Origin of the sequence: Sorangium sp. So ce302, assembly GCF_051530145.1 — a bacterium.
In the GTDB taxonomy this organism is placed as follows: Bacteria; Myxococcota_A; Polyangia; order Polyangiales; family Polyangiaceae; genus Sorangium; species Sorangium cellulosum_B.
Genome location: NZ_CP150326.1, coordinates 5,052,263 through 5,067,532 on the forward strand (window position 1 = coordinate 5,052,263; position 15,270 = coordinate 5,067,532).

The following is a 15,270-nucleotide window of genomic DNA, read 5'->3' on the forward strand; positions in this document are numbered from 1 at the left end:
CGCCACGCGCGCCCTGCCCATCGCCAGCGATCCAGGGCCGTCCGGGGAGAGAGAGCCGCTCTGACGCGTCAGCGGCGCAGCTGCGCGCGGACCTCCATCAGGATGATGCCCAGCATGTTCCGCCCGCTCCCGTCGCCGCCGTCGGCCCAGTAGGCGTCGTTCGCGGTGTGCTCGACCAGCTCCGCGTCCCCGGTGTCGAGCAGGGCGCGCCGGAGATCCTCGTGCTGGGTGAACTTCGCCAGCACCACCTCGCGCATGACGTCGTCTTTCACCTGCTCCCAGTCGGGGCGCAGCGGGCGGCTCCGCTGCCGGCCCATGCGGGCCGCCTCGCCGGGGCCGGGGGCGTTGCGGATCACCTCCTCGTGCTCGGTGCCGGCGAACTTCTGGGCCTGGAAGTAGTGCTCGCTCGTGGGCCACACCTTGCCTTTGAGCGTGACCGGGTGGCGCGAGAAGTTGGAGAAGAACCCGTGAGCGTCGCCGGAGCGATAGAAGCGGATGACGGTCATGAGCCCAGTCTACCCCACGGCCCCCGCGGCGCCGGGGTGGAACCTCGCCGCGAGCCCGCCGCCATCCACGGCGCCGCTACTGGATCGAGCCGATCTGGTCGAGGAAGTCGTTGTAGGCCTGGAACTTATCCGCGGGAACCACGTCGACGCCGATGTTGACCCGGTGCTCGTCGACCATCCCGTTCTCGTCGACCATCAGCGGACGGAGGATCTGCTTCGTCGCTTCGAGGCCGATGTGCTGGATGCCATAGAGAATGTAGGGCACGAGGTACCCCTCGTAGTACTGCCGCTGGACGATCGTCGCCTTGATGCGCTTCTTCTGCATGTATTCGACGGTCTTCGGATCGAAATCGAACGTGACGATGGGGATGTCCAGCCTGCCGGTGGCTTCTGCGGCCATCACGCACCGATACGAGATGTTGAACACGCCGATCATGCCCACGACGGGCGGGTTCGCGTTCAGGATCTGGGTCTTCAGCTGATCGACGTCATAGCCTTCCTGACCGTTGATGAAGACGGCCTGGACCACCTGCGTCGTGTAACCGGTCTTCCCGAGCGCATCCAGGACGCCGAACGTTCGCTGGGACCCGTCGTACCACTGCGTTGACGCGTCGCCGTGGACCACGATTGTCCCTGGCGGGGGGGGCAAGCCTCCGATCTCGCGATCGAGGAGGGCCTGCGCCGCCTTGGCGCCGGCTTCCTTCTGGATCGCCCCGACGTAGAGCGTGCGCCCCGAGTCCTTCAGGTCGGTGTCGAACGTCACCACGTGGAGCCCCTCCTCCACGGCTTCCTTGACGGAGGCCTCGTTGAGGACGTCGTAGGGCGATATGCCGAGGCCCTGGACGCCATCCTCTATCGCGTTCGCGATCTGTTGATTCTGGAGGTTCTGTGACGCCGTGCCGTCGTCCGTCGTCATCTGCGTGCTGGGGCCGAGCACGTTCCCCACGGCCTCGAGCTCCCCCATGGCTCGGTTCGCGCCGGTGGCGATCGGCTCGAAGAAGGTGGAGAGGTGCTTCAGCAGGACCACCATCTGAATCGGCTCGAGCCCACTCTGGTTGATCGCCTTGACGAGGTCGTCGATCCTCGCCTCGAGCTCCGTTGGCGTGAACTCGGTGACCGGAGTCCGGCCTCGCTTGATCAGCGCGATCTCCTCGGTCGGTTTGTCCGACTGGGGGGCGTCCTCTGCCGCGCACGCCGCCGTCATCAGCATGAGCCCGAGGGCCGTCATCCAGCGTCGTCCTGTCATCTTCATGACATTCCCTCCTCGGCGGTCGGCGAGCACGATGCCGAGATCTGGGACGCGAGTCCCACAAGCGTCCTGGTCTCCCTACAGCGCCGCCGACATCTACGATAGACGAGCACCATGTCGGTTCGATGGGCGCATTGCAACGTCGTGCGCATCCTGAAACCCATGTTTGCAATTTTGAGATACGACGTCGACGAAGTGACTGTCAATAGGCACGGAAAATCGCCGATGAGGAGCGGCGTGAAGGCGAGGTGGGAGATCGCGGCCGAAGGCACCACGCGCAGGGCCGCCGTGGAAGCACGATTACATACCTCGCCTCCGCCGACGGCGCGTCTCTGCCAGGTCGCCGCCCGTCGCGGAAGGAGGTGGAGAATGCCTACGTGAGCTCGCTGAGCGCGCCCGTGGTGAGCGCCGGGTCGGGCTGGGAGCCGAACGACTCGATCTCGACGCCGAACGCCTGGGCGATCGACACGAGGACCCGGCTGTTCGTGACGGGCGTGAACGTGGCGTCGGCCTCGCCGCACCACGGCGCGTCGGCAGGGCAATCCGCCTTGAGCTTGATGCGCCGGCCCATCCTGAACTTCCCGTTCGCCCCGCCCGCCAGCAGCGTCGGCACGTTGCGCGTGCTGTGCAGGGCGGGGTTCCCCATGTCGCTCGACGCGTAGATCAGCGTGCTGTCGAGGGCGCCGAGCTCGTCGAGCCGCTGCATGAGGCGCGCGATCTTCGAGTAGCTGTACCGGTTGAACTTCGCGAGCGGCACCCAGGTTTCGGGCTTGCCAGCGCCGGGGCGACCGTTGTTGCCGACCGGCGAGGCGTCGTACGTGTGCGCGACCGAGCCGTGGTTGTCCGTCGGCAACCCGAGCGGGTTGTTGGCGTAGGACAGGTCGTTCATGAACAGCGTGGCGAAGCGCGTGACGCCGCAGGCGAGCGCCTGCGCCAGGAGGTCGACGTGCGCGTCGGTGATGGCGTCGAAGTAGGGCTCGCCCCCGTTGTACTGCTTCACCGACGGGAACTTCGACGCGTCGGGCAGCGGCGGCACGACGCACGACGGCCCGCCGGCCGAGGGCGCTGCGTACTGCTTCTCCAGCTCGCGGAGCGACGTCAGGTGCTGGTCGAGCTTCTGCTGCTCGGCGGGCGCGAGCCGCGTGCGCAGGCGGTTGATATCGCCGCGCACGAAGTCGATGACGCTCTGGCCGAGCTCGCGCTGCCGGGCCGCGCGGGCCTGGGCCTCGGGGTCGTCGCCCACGACGAGGCCCGCGAACAGCAGGTTGAACGCCTCCACCGGGTGGATGATCTTCGGCAGCGGCGCGCCGCCCGCGCCGAAGGACAGCGTCTGCCCGGCCTCGGTCCCGTCCATGCCCACGCCGAGCGCGACGCTCGTGATGCGCGTGTCCGCGCCGAGGCCCTTCTCCACGGCGAGGTACTGGTCGAGCGAGAGGTTGAGCGGCTTCTTCCCGTCGATGCGGCTGCCCGTCAGCATCGTGCCGGCCGAGTCGTGCCCGTTGGCGTTCGACAGGTGATCGATGCCCTCGACGACGAGGATCCTGTCCTTGAAGCTCCGCCCGTAGGTCGCCGGGTCATCGAACGGCTGGAGAGAGCAGTTCTCGTAGGCGATGTCGAAGCTCGTCTCCGTGTCTCCGTCGCGCATGGCCCAGTACTCGGCGGCGATGCCGTGGGGGTGATAGACGGCGACGAGCTTGAGCGGCAGCTCTTCGCCGCCCGCCCGGGCGACGGAGTCCGCGAGCATGTTGACGAAAGGAAGCGTCGCGAGGCTCGCCCCCACGGCGCGAAGGAAGGTACGGCGGGTCGACCGGCGCATCACTGGGGCCTCCGATGGCTGAAGAGACTGCTCTTGACGTAGGTGATCAGCGTTTCGACGAGCTTGCCCTGCTCTGCTTCGGGGACGGCCTGCCATGCCTTCAAGAACGCCTCCTCGCTCTCCGCTGCGGCCTCGCCGCTGCGGCCCACCGAGGCGCGGAGCACGTTGCGGGCGAAGCACGAGCGCACCGTCGGGCTCGTGGACAGGGCCTGCGCGAGGGCGTTGCTGTCGGCGTACGCGCCGTCGAAGTCGGCGCCGATCGCGACGGTGACCGCGCTGTCGACCGGTTGGTCGTTGTCGCTCGCGCGGAGCATGCCCATGCCGTCGAACCGCTCGAACGAGAACCCGATCGGATCGATGCTGTTGTGGCACCCCTTGCACGCCGCGTCAGTGGAGTGGATCTCGAAGCGCTGCCGCGTCGTCTTGCTCGGATCGGGCACCGGCGGGACGACGTTGATGTTCAGCTCGGTGGGCGACCGCAGGTTGACGCAGGCGACGCGGCGCAGGACGGTCACCCCGCGCAGCACGGGCGCGGTCTCCGTGGCGTGCGCATACACGGAGAGGAACGCGCCCTGGTTGAGGATCCCCCGCCGATCGGAGAGCGACACGCGCCCTGTGCCGGTGACGCCGTACACCTTCGAGAGCGGCTCATCGACGATGCTCCAGTCGGCGCCCAGGAGCTCGCCGACCGTCCCGGTGGAGTTCATCAGGACCTCCGTCACGAAGTCCTCCGTCTCGCGCTCCATCGACGCCCTGGCGCCGGCGAACTGCTCGTAGACGTTCGAGTCCTTCGCCGTCATCGCGATCCTGTCGACGCCGAGCCACTCGCGGACGACACGCACGATGCGGTCCCGCGCCGCCGACGTCTGGAGCAGCCGGCGCACCTCGGCCTCGCGGCCCTCGGGGGTCGACAGCGCGCCCGCGACGGCGGCCTCCATCAGCGCATCATCGGGCGGGCCAGCGGTGATGAGGTAGGAGAGGGAGCTCGCCAGCTCATGGGGAGTCAGCGCCAGCGCGTCTCCGCCGGATCCATCGCCGATCTCCGTCAGGTAGAGAAAGCCCGGGGACTGCAGGACCGCGCGCGCGACGAGCTCGATGCCGTCCGCGTAGGTCGCGCCCTTCGCGCCGATCTGATAGACCGCGAGCAGCGCGTCGGCCTCCGCCGCGTCGAGCGGGCGGCGGTAGGCGCGCCCGCCGAACGACGTGATGAACGTCCTGGCGCAGCTCTCCGCGAGCGTCCCCGGATCGGCGCAGGGGGCGAGCTCCGCGACCTTGCCCTTCACCTCGGCAGCGAGCGCCTCCGCCGCGGCGGCGAGCTGCTTCGCCAGCACCGGATCGACGCGCTGCGCGTCGTTGACCGTGAAGCCGTCTTGCCGCGAATCCGGCGCGAAGCCCTCGCTCGGGTTGGTGGTGGTCCCCGTCAGCGCGCGCACCGAGGCGGCATACTCGGCGTTGGTGAGCCGGCGGATGCGCGCTGGGAGGAGGCTCACGCTCTCCGTCCCATCGGGCAGCGTGACGCCGCCTCCGCCCGACCCGGCAGCGTCGGGATCTCCTACGTCTCCCGTGCAGCCGGCGACCCCTGCCAGCGCCATCGCCAGCATGATCCCGTAAGAATGATAACCAAGTGATCGACCCATGGTTCATTTTATGCGCGCAAGCGCTCCCGGCTGCAACCCCTCGTGCTCTCCCGGCGCGCCTGCGAACTACAGGTTGTACCGTGACATGTCACAGTTCGCGGCGTGACATGTCACGGAGGAATGTGCCGCGCTTCACCGCGGGCGGCTCATCGCCAGGCGCGTGGAACGCGATGGATCGAGAAACCGAGCGGTCTCTGTGCCTGACATACGGCGTGCTTTGCCCCTCCGGGCGAGGCCGAGCTGCAGCGTCGAGCTTCCGGAGGGTAGCTTCCCCTTCGGCGCCGCCGCGAGATCGAGCGGCGGGTGCTCGCCGAAATAGCCGTTCAAGGACACGATCCACCGATCCCCTTCGATGCTGCACATGAAGCCCGTTCGCTTCTGCCTCGGCGGGCGCGGATAGATGAGAAGGAGCAATGGCCTGTGCCGGTAACGCTCGGGAGGCTTGTAGATCCGCGACACATAGGCGACGTCGATCTGGACCTTGCTCTCTGGTGGCCGCGCGTAGCCGGCGGCCTCCAGCCACTGTAGTGCCCGCGAGCCACGCCCGCTGGCGTCCGCGACAAGCTCCGCGCTGAGCTCGTAGGGCCCTCGCCCCGAGCGCTCGACGTACACACCGGTGACCCGGGCGCGGTCCGCGCTCACGCGCAGGCCGGACGCAGTCGTTTCATCCACGATCTCAACGTTCGGGAATGAGCGGACACGCTGGCGAATGTAGTGCTCGAGGAATGCGCGGCTACACTGGATAAGCGGGACGCCGCTCGCGAACTGCACCTTCCAGGCGCCGTAATGGTACCAGGCGCAGTCCTCGCCGAAATCTCGGAGGAGCGCGCCGTCTGCGACCATCTCCTCCACGATCCCCGGGAACATGTCGGCGATGGCGTTGAGGCCAGCGCCGAGCAGGACATGGAGATGGCGCCCCTGCGGCACGCTCCTCCGGACCTCCGGGGAGCTGGGGATGCGATCTCGATCGAGATCGCCAGACCGGCGCGCTCGAATCCGAGCACGGCCGACCAATTCTATGTCGCACCGTTCATGTCGTCGCGCTCCAGGTGTCAGCCTTGTTCGACGCGAGCTGACCGACAAGCGAGTCTTCTGGATCCAGATGAAGATCGACGCCTCTGCGCCTTCGTCCGCCTCCGTGCGAGGGGCGTATGTCTGTATCCATGGCGTCGTCCGGCCGGTCGCGCGGGCGCACGATCTCACCCGCTGTCTCCCCCGCTTGCCTGGGTCACGGTTGGGCAAGCCCGCACTTGCCCCGGAGGACCAGGAGCCCGCTCGCGGCCACCGGACGGGCGCGCGCAGCGCTGGCGAGGGCACGGACACGGAGCGCCAGGCGATGGCGGCCGAGCTTCCTCTACTTCAGCGGCAGATTCACCTGTAGCAGGCGATTCACCGGGAAAATCGTCGCGAGCCCGGCGTGCACCCGCCACCGGCAGGACGCACCTACATGTAGGTAACTTGGCTCCAGATCGCCGGCCGGGTTACGCTGCAAGTTTCGTCGCGAAAAAGTTGTTCGTTCGGTTCGCGATGACGTACCCAGTCGAGCGCGTCCCCGGCCTCAATGGAATCGGGTGGGCGCCGAGCTCCCATCACGTCGACGCCGCCCACTCAACGCCGGCAGGCGGGCATCCGCGCGGGCTCGGCCGTGGGACAGGCCACGTCTCTCGAACCATCTTAAGGAGGTTTCTGGTGTCAAAGGTAGTCGTCGTCACCTCGGGCAAAGGCGGAGTCGGCAAGACCACCACGACCGCAAACCTCGCGTCCGGCCTCGCGGCCGTCGGTTGCAAGACGATCGCCATCGACTTCGACGTGGGGCTCCGCAACCTCGATCTCGTGATGGGGTGCGAGCGGCGCGTGGTCTACGATCTCGTCAACGTGATCCGCGGAGAGGCGACGCTCCGTCAGGCGGTGATCCGCGACAAGAGGCTCGATTCGCTGTACGTGCTCCCCGCGTCGCAGACGCGGGACAAGGACGCCCTCACGCTGGACGGCGTCGGGCGCATCCTCGACGAGCTGCGCGGCGCGGGCTTCGAGTACATCTTCTGCGACTCGCCGGCGGGGATCGAGTGGGGCGCCCAGATGGCGATGTATTTCGCGGACGAGGCGATCGTGGTGACGAACCCCGAGGTCTCCTCGGTGCGGGACTCGGATCGCGTGCTCGGTCTCCTGGACGCGAAGACCCGCAGGGCGGAGCTCGGCGAGGAGGCGGTGAAGACGCACCTCCTGCTCACGCGGTACGCGCCGGCGCGCGTCGCCAAGGGCGAGATGCTGGCGCACCAGGACGTGCTGGAGCTCCTCGGCATCCCGCTGCTCGGCGTGATCCCGGAGTCGCCGGCGGTGCTCCAGGCGTCGAACGCCGGGACGCCCGTGGTGCTCGATCCGACGAGCGACGCGGCGCAGGCCTACCTCGACGTGGTCCAGCGCTTCCTTGGCGCGGAGCGCCCCCACCGCTTCCTGGAGCCGGCCAAGAAGGGGTTCTTCAGCCGGATTTTTGGCGGCCAGGCGGCGACCGTCTGAGGGAGCTCTGCCATGTCGATCATGGATTATTTCCGTAAGTCGCAGCCGAAGTCGGCGACCGTGGCGAAGGAGCGTCTGCAGATCATCGTGGCGCGCGAGCGCGTGCGCCCGACGGGCGAGCCGGACTACCTGCCGCGGCTCAAGCAGGAGCTGCTCCAGGTGATCTCGAAGTACGAGAGGATCGACCTGGACCAGGTGAGCGTGAACGTGGAGCGGAGCGGCGATTGCGACGTGCTCGAGCTGAACGTCGTGCTCTCCGAGTCGGAGCGGGCGGCCGTGCGCGCCGCCGCGTCCCGGGCGGTGGCCCCCGCCGCGCGGAACTGCTGAAGCGCGGCTCAGCCGCGCCCTCGCCCCCGCGGCGCACCCTCCGCCATCGCGATCTCCCGCGCCCGCTCGGACGCCGCCCGGAGGAGCGGTCCGAAGAGATCCGCCGGAGAGCGCTCCTCGGTCCAGCCCGGCGGCGCGCCGAGCTGGGACAGGAGCGCCGCGTGCGCCGCGGGCGGCTCCAGCGCCACGTCGAGCGCCGGCGGCGCCTCGCGCCAGGCGTCGTAGTCCTTCACCGCCATCTTGCCGGGCGTCACCGTCGCGATCGCCGGCGCGTCTCCGGCGCAGGGGGCACCTTTGCCGGCGCCCGCCCGCTTGGCGCGCGCGGGGGCGCCCCGCGCGGCCCGGATCGCCTCGATCACCTGCTCGCGCGTGCGCCCGCGCAGCTCGAACAGCAGGAAGGGGTCCTTGTCGAACGCCTCCCCGAGCACGTAGTGCGTCGCCGCGACGTGCTTGCAGGGGTTCGCCATGTCGGGGCACGAGCAGGCCGTGGTGAGGTCCTCCGGCCGCTCCGGGAACAAGCTCGTCCCGGCGCTCTGGAACGCGGACTCGATGTCCTCCGGCATCTGGCCCGCGAGGAGCTCCGCCGCGAAGCTCGCCCGCTTTGCCATGGCGGCGATCGCCTTCGCCCAGGTGGCGTCGTCGAGCCGCGCGAGCGTGAGGATCACCTTGTACGGCCTCGGCTGCGAGCCGGTCACGCGCGCGGTCACGAGGCCGGGCTTCACCGTGAGATCGTGGGTCCTCCCCGTGCGCGCGTACGTGCGCCCGCGCGCGAGGCGGCCCGCGTCGTCGGGCGCCATCCGCTCCAGCGCCTCCACCCAGCGCTTGCCCCACCAGGTCGTGCCGGCCCGCTTCATCCGGATGCCTCGCGCCGGCGGCGGCGGCTTCGGCCCGGCCTCCCGGGGGAACGGCGCCCAGCGCGCCGGCGGGCTCATTCCGGCTCCTCGCGATCGTCCAGCTCGCCCGCGCCGGTCACGGCGTCCCTCGACAGCGCGAACAGCTCGCGCAGCGCCGCGTCGTCGAGCTCGGTGATCCACGCCTCGCCCTGGCCCACCACCTGCGCCGCCAGATCGCGCTTCTGCTCCAGCATCCGGTCGACCTTCTCCTCCACGGTGCCCGCGCAGACGAGCTTGTGGACCTGCACCGCGCGCCGCTGCCCGATCCGATGCGCGCGGTCCGTCGCCTGGTCCTCGACCGCGGGGTTCCACCAGCGATCGAAGTGGAACACATGGCTCGCCGCCGTCAGGTTGAGCCCCGCGCCGCCGGCCTTCAGCGAGAGGACGAACACGCGCGGCCCCCGCGGATCGTCCTGGAACCGCCGCACCATCTCGTCGCGCGCGAGCCTCGGCGTGCCGCCGTGCAGGAAGAGGACCTCCGCGTCGAGCGAAGGCGCGAGGTGCCGGACCAGCCGGTCGCCCATCTCGCGGAACTGCGTGAACACGAGCGCGCGATCGCCCGCCGCGAGCGCCTCCTCGAGCATCTCGGTGAGCCGCGCGAGCTTGCCGGACCGGCCCGCGAGCGGCCCCGCCTCCCCGAGGCACTGCGCCGGGTGGTTGCAGATCTGCTTGAGCACCGTCAGCAGCGAGAGCACGAGCCCGCGCCGCTCGATGCCCTCGGCCTCCTCGATGCGGCGCATCGCCTCGTCGAGCGCCGCCTGGTAGAGCGTCACCTGCTCGCGCGTGAGCGTGCAGAAGACCCTGGCCTCGTCCTTCGGCGGAAGGTCCTGAAGCACGGCGGGATCGCTCTTGACGCGTCGCAGTAAAAACGGTCCGGCGACGCGCCGGAGCCGCTCTGCGGCCTTCCGGTCGCCGTAGCGCTCGATGGGCACCGCGTAGGCGCGGCGGAACGCCTCGAGCGGGCCGAGCAGACCGGGGTTCGCGAACTCGAGGATCGACCAGAGCTCGGCGAGGCGGTTCTCGACGGGCGTTCCGGTCAGCGCGACGCGGTGCGGGGCGCGGAGCGCGCGCGCGGCGCGGGCGGTGCGCGACGAGGCGTTCTTGATGTTCTGCGCCTCGTCCAGCACGACCGCGGCCCAGTCCACGCCGGCGAGCGCCGCGGCGTCGCGGCGGAGCAGGCCGTACGTGGTCAGGACGAGCCCGCCTCCCGCGCGGCGCGCGCCGCCGTCGCCGCCCTCGGCAGGCCGCTCGCTCGCGCCGGACGCCCGCGACGCGAGCTCCTCGGCCGAGCGGGCGCGCCCTTCGCCGTAGTGCCCCACGAGGGGCAGGGCAGGGGCGAACCGCGCCGCTTCCCGCTCCCAGTTGCCGACGACCGACGTCGGGGCGACGAGCAGCGTCGGGCGCGCGTCCTCGGGCGCCGCCGCCTGCCGGCCGACGAGGAACGCCAGCAGCTGGACGGTCTTGCCGAGGCCCATGTCGTCGGCCAGGCAGGCGCCCAGGCCGAGGCTCGCCATCGTCTGCAGCCAGGCGACGCCGCGCGCCTGGTACGGGCGCAGCGTCCCCACGAACCCCGCGGGCGGCGGGGCGGCGCGCTCGGCGCCCGAGCGGAGCCGCTCCATCACGCGCGCGAGCGCGCCCTCGGCGACCACGGGGACGGCCAGGCCGTCGACGCGGGTCTCGCCCGCGAGCGCGCCCTCCAGCGCCTCGCGCGCCGAGATGCGGCCGCCGCCGGCCTCGAGGCGCCGCGCTATCTCGGCGAGCTCCTCGGGGACCACGACCACCCAGGCCCCGCGGTGCCGGACGAGCGGCGATTTCTGCCGCGCGAGGGCGGCGAGCTCGCGCGCGGAGAGCGCCTCGTCGCCGAGCGCCGCCTCCCACGCGAAATCGAGCGCCTCGTCGAGGCCGAGCCCGGCGCTGCCCGCGACGACGCCCGCGGTGCGGCGCGCCGCGCCGACGCGCATGCGGAGGCGCAGGCGGCGCTGCCCCGAGGCCAGGAGCTCGCCCGGGACGACCACGCCGAACCCGGCCTCGCCCAGCGCCGGCGCGGCCTGCGCGAGGAAGTCCCACGCCTCCGCGGGATCGAGGTCCACGCGCTCCGGCCGCGCCTCGCCGAGGGCCCGGGCGATCGGCGCGAAGCGCCGCGCGGCGGCGCCGAGCGCGCCGAGGAGGACCTCCTCGGCGCCGGAGAACGCGCGCCCGAGCGCCTTCAGCGTGCGTCCCTGGGTCTTCCACACGTCGGCGGCGGGCACGAGCAGGCTGGGATCGTCGGTCGCCTGCAGCAGGAAGCGGAGCACGAAGCCGCGGTCGCCCTGGGGCAGCTCCAGCCGGAAGCAGGCGCGCAGCGCGTCGCACGCGCCGAGCGCGGGCCGGACCCACGCGTCGAGATCGGCCACGAGCGCGCGCTCGGCGAGCCCTTCCGCGGCGAAGGCGCGCCGCGGGCCCGTCAGGGCGAGCACCAGCCGGCGCTCCCACGGGGCGTGCGCCGGACGCGGCGCGCGCGCCGGGCGATCCGTGGCGCCGCCGCGCGCGAGCGCGTCGGCCGCGGCGTCCAGGAAGGCGCGCAGCAGGGCCTCCGCGGACCAGACCTCCGCGGCGCGTGGCCCGCGGGGGTGCCCGCCGTCGCCGCTGGCTTGCTGCGTGCCCGCCGGCACCGCGTGCGCGGCCGGCGGCATGGCGCGGGCGAGCGCCGCGACGCGCGCGGCGTCCTCCGGGGCGGCGAGCGACACCGCCCAGCGGGCCTCCGTGCGTTCCCGCTTGGCGCCGGCCGGCACCACGCGGGGCACGACCCGCTCCCGCACCACGAGATCCAGCGCGAGCTTGCTCGCCAGGCTCCACGCGGCGACGGACGGCGGCGCTCGCCCGAGGTCGTCCTGGGCCATGCTGGCAAGCGCGGACAGGCCGTCGAGGAGCGGCGCGGCCTGCCCAGCCCTCTTCACGGCGCGGCCCGCCTCGGAGACGACGACCGCCTCCGCCGGGGTCGTCGCGCCGAGCGACCGGGCCGCGAGCTGATCCACGGCCGTGTCGTCCCAGAGAAAGAAGCGGAGATCGCCTGGCAGAAAGACGAGCGGCATCGACGCGCAGATCCATTGCACAGCCGGCGACGGCGAAAAGGGGGCTTCACGCGTCATGAGCCAAAAAAGCGATGGGCCGGACGGGAGCGCTCCCGCTGAATCACGGGTGTGGCCCATTGCGTGTCATGGCTGCGAATTGCCAGAATTTGTTTGAAACCTCTGATCGGGAGGGTTGGAGAACATCTCATGGAAAAAGGTCGTGGCTCGAGGGAATGGGCTTTGCGGCGTGCTGCGCTGGGAGCTTGACGAGCTCGAGCGGCCTGTTGACGCCGAACGCGCGCAGGGGCGCCTGGGCCGCCCGGGCGCCGCGCGAGAGGCAGGCCGCCACGTGGTCCGCGGGGCATCTTCCGCTCGACCAACGCGCCCGGCCGAGCGAATTCCAAATACGTTCACGGACCCGCGGAGATTATGGGGAGGATGAAGCCGTGGCAAACTCGGGCATCCGAGGGCGTTCCGAGTGGCAGCCGGGCGTTTGTGTCCATTGAGGCAGGAAAAGTACGACCATGTCAAAGCGCATGAACCGAAGAATTTTCCTCCGGGGGCTGGGCGGAGCTTGCGTCGCGGCGCCGTTCCTCGGCTCGATCCTCGACCGCTCCGTGATGGCGCAGCCGGCCACGCCACCGAAGCGGCTGATCGTGATGTTCACGCCCTATGGCTGCATCACGACGAGGTGGTTCCCGAAGAAGTCACACGGCCCGCTCACCGCCGCGGACCTCCAGTCGACGACGCTCAAGCACCTGGCGCCTCACGTCGACAAGCTCCTCATGCCCCGAGGCATCCGCGCGATGAACGAGTGGACGGCGACGCTGGAGCGGGGGCAGGGGAACGATCCCCACACGCAGGTGGTCGGGTCGTACTTCACTTGCCACCCGGTCACCCCCAACAGCGACGACCCGTTCAGCTTCAGGGCGGAGACGAAGTTCAACGCGATGCCGACCGGTCCCTCGCTGGACCACGTCATCGCACGGCAGCTCAGCCCGCAAGGCACTCCGTTGCTCTTGAACACGGTTGGTCAGAATGAAAACCCTCAGTCGGCGATCTCCTACTCCGCCGCCGAGACACCGTTCAGGGGCCTCAACGCGTCGCAGGTCTTCAGCAGCCTCACGGGCATCTTCGAGCCGGGGAAGCCGACGTCTCCGGACACCTACGCGGCGATGCGCGGCAAGAGCGTCCTCGACATCGTGAAGGATGATCTGCAGAGGATCGAGCGGCTCGACATGAGCCGTGCCGACAAGCAGAAGCTCGCCGCCTGGAAGGAGCTCATCAACTCGACAGGAAATGCGGTGGCTTCTGCGCAGTGCAACACGGCGCTCGCCACCGCGCTCGGCGCGACGCAAGAAAACATCAACCTGTGGGGCACGCCCCCGAGCGGCGACGACAGGCTGACGCGGCGAATCTCGGACACTCTGGACGGAGCGGACCTCTGTTCGAACCTCGCCGTGCTCGCGGCGGCGTGCAACGCGAACCCCGTCATCTTCCTGAAATACCCCGGGAACTACGTCTTCAATGGGCTCGGCGTGACGCGCGAGAGCGCCAGTCTCTCGCGACGCCTGGACAACGCGGGCATGACGGGCACCTGCGTCCCCGGTGCGATCGACATGCTCCTCACGATCGACGACTACTATGCGAGGAAGTTCGCCCACCTCGTCGAGCAGCTGAACCGCATCGAGGAGGGCGACGGGACGCTCCTCGACAGCTGCGCGGCCGTCTGGTTCCAGGACGTGTCGGACGGCTGCGCCCGCAACCTCAACAACCTGCCGATCGTCCAGGCCGGCAGCGCCGGCGGCTATTTCAAGACCGGCTGGGCCGTGAACGTCGATGACGGCTCGCCCGATCTCACGACCGGCAACAGCGAGATCACGTGTGCCGACGGCACTTCGAACGAGGTCGACGCGATCTCCCAAGAGACGGGGACCGATCCGTCGCTCGCCAACGCGCCGATCAACAAGTACTTCTGCAGCTTGATGAACGCCCTCGGGGTCAAGGCGGGCGCGGATGGTTTCCCGGCACGGGGCGGTTCGGGGCCGGTGACCCACTTCGGCATGTACGACCGGACGGAAGACTTCATCGGCGGCGGGATCAACCCCCCCACCATCCACGATCCAGGCGAGTTCACCGCGCTCAAGGCGAACTCCTGAGCGGTCTCGTTCCCGAGCCTGTCGGCCCGGGGCGGCGCGGCTGCTCGAGATGTCCCCGTCGGCGAGGGGGGTGTTATGCTCGTCCGCGTCGAGCGGGCGCGGCGCGGCGCCGTGCCGGGAGGTCGTTGGATGTCATCTGTCAGGGGTTTCACCCTCGAGCTGTCTCGGATCGAGTACGTCGGGCAAGGCCTTGTCCGGCCGGAGTGTGTGATCGTCGAGCCCGGCGGCACGCTCTGGACCTCGGACGCTCGCGGCATCGCGACGCGCATCGAGCCCGATGGCAGGCAGGCGACCCTCGGCCCGGAGGTGCCCGAGCCGAACGGGATGGCGATGGATCGGCAGGGCAACCTCATCGTCGCCAGCATGTCCGGCGGCAAGATCCACAAGCTCCACCGCGACGGCCGGTCCGAGGTCCTCCTCGACTCCATCGACGGCGAGCCGCTCGGCGCCGTGAACTTCTGCTTCATCGACTCGCGGGATCGCCTCTGGATCTCCGTCACGACACGGCACCTCCCGTGGTGGTCCGCGGTCGTGGGCAACATCCGCGACGGGTACATCGTGCTCGTCGACGAGAAGGGCGCCCGCATCGTGGCCGACGGCCTCAGCTTGACGAACGAGGTGCGCCTCGACGCCGCCGAGCGGTTCCTGTACGCCGTCGAGACCGTCCCCGGCCGCCTCCTCCGGTTCCCGGTGCGCGACGACGGCAGCCTCGGCGATCCCGAGCAGTTCGGGCCCGATAGCCTCGGCATCGGCGGGTACATGGATGGCTTCGCCTTCGACGCCGAGGGCAACATCTGGGTGGTGGCCGTCTGTCGCAACGGCCTCGGGGTGATCTTCCCCGACGGCAGCTACCAGACCGTCTTCGAGGATCCGCGCCCTGCCGTCCTCGAGACGATGACCCTGAAGCAGAGGAGCGGCACCATCGAGCCGGCCGATCTCGGCGCATGCGCGGGAAACACGCTGCAGCTGCCCACGAGCATCGCGTTCGGCGGCCCCGATCTCCGCACGTGTTACATGGGGTCGCTGGCGATGCCCCACCTCCTGACGTTCCGCGCGCCCGTCGCGGGGCTCCCGCTCTCGCACATGCGGTGATCGGGTTCATGCAAAAGGCTCTCT

General features: G+C 70.2%; 11 protein-coding genes. 4 read left to right on the plus strand and 7 right to left on the minus strand.

The window, feature by feature from the left end:
• Positions 1 to 68: 68 nt before the first annotated feature.
• The 5 genes from WME73_RS19160 to WME73_RS19180 form a co-directional block, all read right to left on the minus strand.
• Positions 69 to 506: an NADAR family protein gene (locus WME73_RS19160; protein ID WP_437916623.1), complete on the minus strand. Its 438-nt coding sequence runs from the start codon at positions 504 to 506 to the stop codon at positions 69 to 71.
• Between the two features lie 76 nt (positions 507 to 582).
• Positions 583 to 1,758 carry a sugar ABC transporter substrate-binding protein gene (locus tag WME73_RS19165; RefSeq protein ID WP_437916625.1) on the minus strand — a complete coding sequence of 392 codons (1,176 nt, stop codon included), beginning with the start codon at positions 1,756 to 1,758 and terminating at the stop codon, positions 583 to 585.
• A 370-nt stretch (positions 1,759 to 2,128) separates the two neighbouring features.
• Positions 2,129 to 3,571 carry a DUF1552 domain-containing protein gene (locus WME73_RS19170; protein WP_437746848.1) on the minus strand — a complete coding sequence of 481 codons (1,443 nt, stop codon included), beginning with the start codon at positions 3,569 to 3,571 and terminating at the stop codon, positions 2,129 to 2,131.
• The gene (locus WME73_RS19175) at positions 3,571 to 5,208 is read right to left on the minus strand and encodes a DUF1592 domain-containing protein (RefSeq protein WP_437746849.1); all 1,638 of its coding nucleotides are present in this window, start codon (positions 5,206 to 5,208) and stop codon (positions 3,571 to 3,573) included. The genes WME73_RS19170 and WME73_RS19175 overlap by 1 nt, the downstream gene beginning before the upstream one ends.
• A gap of 132 nt (positions 5,209 to 5,340) precedes the next feature.
• Positions 5,341 to 6,135 carry an NAD(P)/FAD-dependent oxidoreductase gene (locus tag WME73_RS19180; protein WP_437746850.1) on the minus strand — a complete coding sequence of 265 codons (795 nt, stop codon included), beginning with the start codon at positions 6,133 to 6,135 and terminating at the stop codon, positions 5,341 to 5,343.
• A gap of 762 nt (positions 6,136 to 6,897) precedes the next feature.
• Here WME73_RS19180 and minD point away from each other — a divergent pair.
• Both minD and minE read left to right on the plus strand, forming a co-directional pair.
• Positions 6,898 to 7,725 carry a septum site-determining protein MinD gene (gene minD / locus WME73_RS19185; RefSeq protein ID WP_437746851.1) on the plus strand — a complete coding sequence of 276 codons (828 nt, stop codon included), beginning with the start codon at positions 6,898 to 6,900 and terminating at the stop codon, positions 7,723 to 7,725.
• A 12-nt stretch (positions 7,726 to 7,737) separates the two neighbouring features.
• Positions 7,738 to 8,052 carry a cell division topological specificity factor MinE gene (gene minE / locus WME73_RS19190; RefSeq protein ID WP_437746852.1) on the plus strand — a complete coding sequence of 105 codons (315 nt, stop codon included), beginning with the start codon at positions 7,738 to 7,740 and terminating at the stop codon, positions 8,050 to 8,052.
• 8 nt (positions 8,053 to 8,060) lie between these two features.
• Here the strand turns inward: minE and WME73_RS19195 are convergent, their stop codons facing one another.
• Both WME73_RS19195 and WME73_RS19200 read right to left on the minus strand, forming a co-directional pair.
• Positions 8,061 to 8,984, minus strand: coding sequence for an SWIM zinc finger family protein (locus WME73_RS19195; protein ID WP_437916627.1), 924 nt, complete (start codon positions 8,982 to 8,984; stop codon positions 8,061 to 8,063).
• A complete protein-coding gene (locus WME73_RS19200; protein ID WP_437916629.1) occupies positions 8,981 to 12,016 on the minus strand; it encodes an SNF2-related protein in 3,036 nt (1,011 codons plus the stop codon). Before WME73_RS19200 ends, WME73_RS19195 begins: the two co-directional genes overlap by 4 nt.
• Before the next feature lie 515 nt (positions 12,017 to 12,531).
• Between WME73_RS19200 and WME73_RS19205 the strand changes: the two genes are divergently transcribed.
• The gene (locus tag WME73_RS19205; RefSeq protein WP_437916631.1) at positions 12,532 to 14,154 is read left to right on the plus strand and encodes a DUF1552 domain-containing protein; all 1,623 of its coding nucleotides are present in this window, start codon (positions 12,532 to 12,534) and stop codon (positions 14,152 to 14,154) included.
• A 129-nt stretch (positions 14,155 to 14,283) separates the two neighbouring features.
• Positions 14,284 to 15,246, plus strand: a complete 963-nt coding sequence (locus WME73_RS19210) for an SMP-30/gluconolactonase/LRE family protein (protein ID WP_437916632.1) — start codon at positions 14,284 to 14,286, stop codon at positions 15,244 to 15,246.
• Positions 15,247 to 15,270: the final 24 nt, after the last annotated feature.